This window comes from Acrocarpospora macrocephala (assembly GCF_009687865.1).
GTDB lineage: Bacteria > Actinomycetota > Actinomycetes > Streptosporangiales > Streptosporangiaceae > Acrocarpospora > Acrocarpospora macrocephala.
Genome location: NZ_BLAE01000152.1, coordinates 1 through 1,025, shown reverse-complemented (window position 1 = coordinate 1,025; position 1,025 = coordinate 1). Strand labels below are relative to the sequence as shown.

At 71.3% G+C, this 1,025-nt stretch carries 1 protein-coding gene; it reads right to left on the bottom strand.

Annotated features, from left to right (window positions below):
- Positions 1-115 precede the first annotated feature (115 nt).
- Positions 116-1,025 (bottom strand): transposase (locus tag Amac_RS53375; RefSeq protein WP_155362076.1); only part of this gene is annotated, 910 nt, incomplete at its 5' end.

The following is a 1,025-nucleotide window of genomic DNA, read 5'->3' as shown; positions in this document are numbered from 1 at the left end:
TTGAGTTCCTAACGGAAGTCAAGCCGATCAAGCTTTGAAGGATCAGGGTAGGCGGGGTCGACGCCGGGACTGGGTGTCACGGCGTTGCGCGTCGGTTGGGGGTGGTGAGGGCCGGTCAGGCCGTCGTGTGGCGGGTAGCCTTGCTGCTGGACGGGCCGGCTGCCGGAGCGTCGTGTGGCGACTCCTGACCGCGTCGGCTCGTCCCCTGTTTCGTGCCCTGTTTCGTGCCCTGTTTCGTGTCCTGTTTGGTGCCCTGTTTCAGCCGTGTGCTGGCGCGTTTGGGCCGGTTCTTGGCGCGGTCGGCGTCGCTGACCGCGTATCGCTCGGCGCAGATCGCCTTGGCCTCCTCCACGGTGAGGGGGCGGCCGTCGAGATCGCGGAGTTGGTAGGGGGTGCGGCTGCGCCAGCAGGCGGCCAGCCGGGTGACCAGGACGGCGGCCAGGGTGCAGACGGCGGAGTTGTGGTGCTTGCCCTCGGTCACGACGAGGCGGTGGTAGCGGGCGGCCAGGGTGGGGTCGCTCTTGCGGGCGCGGTCGGCGGCGGCGAACAGGGCTTCGCGCAGGGCGGGGTCGCCGGCTTTGGCGGGCGGGCCGTGCCGGGAGCTGGTGCCGGATTCGTCCAGGGTGGGGGTCAGGCCGGTGAAGGCGCGCACGCCGGCCAGGTTGTCGAAGCGGTCGGGGTTGCCCAGCGCGCCGAGCACGACGGCGGCGGAGATGGTGGCCATGCCGGGGCCGGAGGCGATCAGGCCGGTGGGGTCGGCTTCCTCATAGAGCACGCCGATGCGGGAGTCCAGAGCGTTGATCTCTTCGGTGAGTTGCAGGGCCAGGCGGGCTTCTCCGGCCAGGTCTTCGGCCAGTTCGGCGAAGTCCAGTCCGCCCGCGGCCCATAGAGCCCGTGTGGTGTGGGCGGCGTGCAGGATCGCCTCGGCGTGATTCTCGCGCCACTGGCCGCGGCTGGTGCGGATCAGCAGCGCGGTCAGGCGTTTGCGGCCCAGCCGCTTGAGGGCGGCCGGGTCGGCGCCGGTG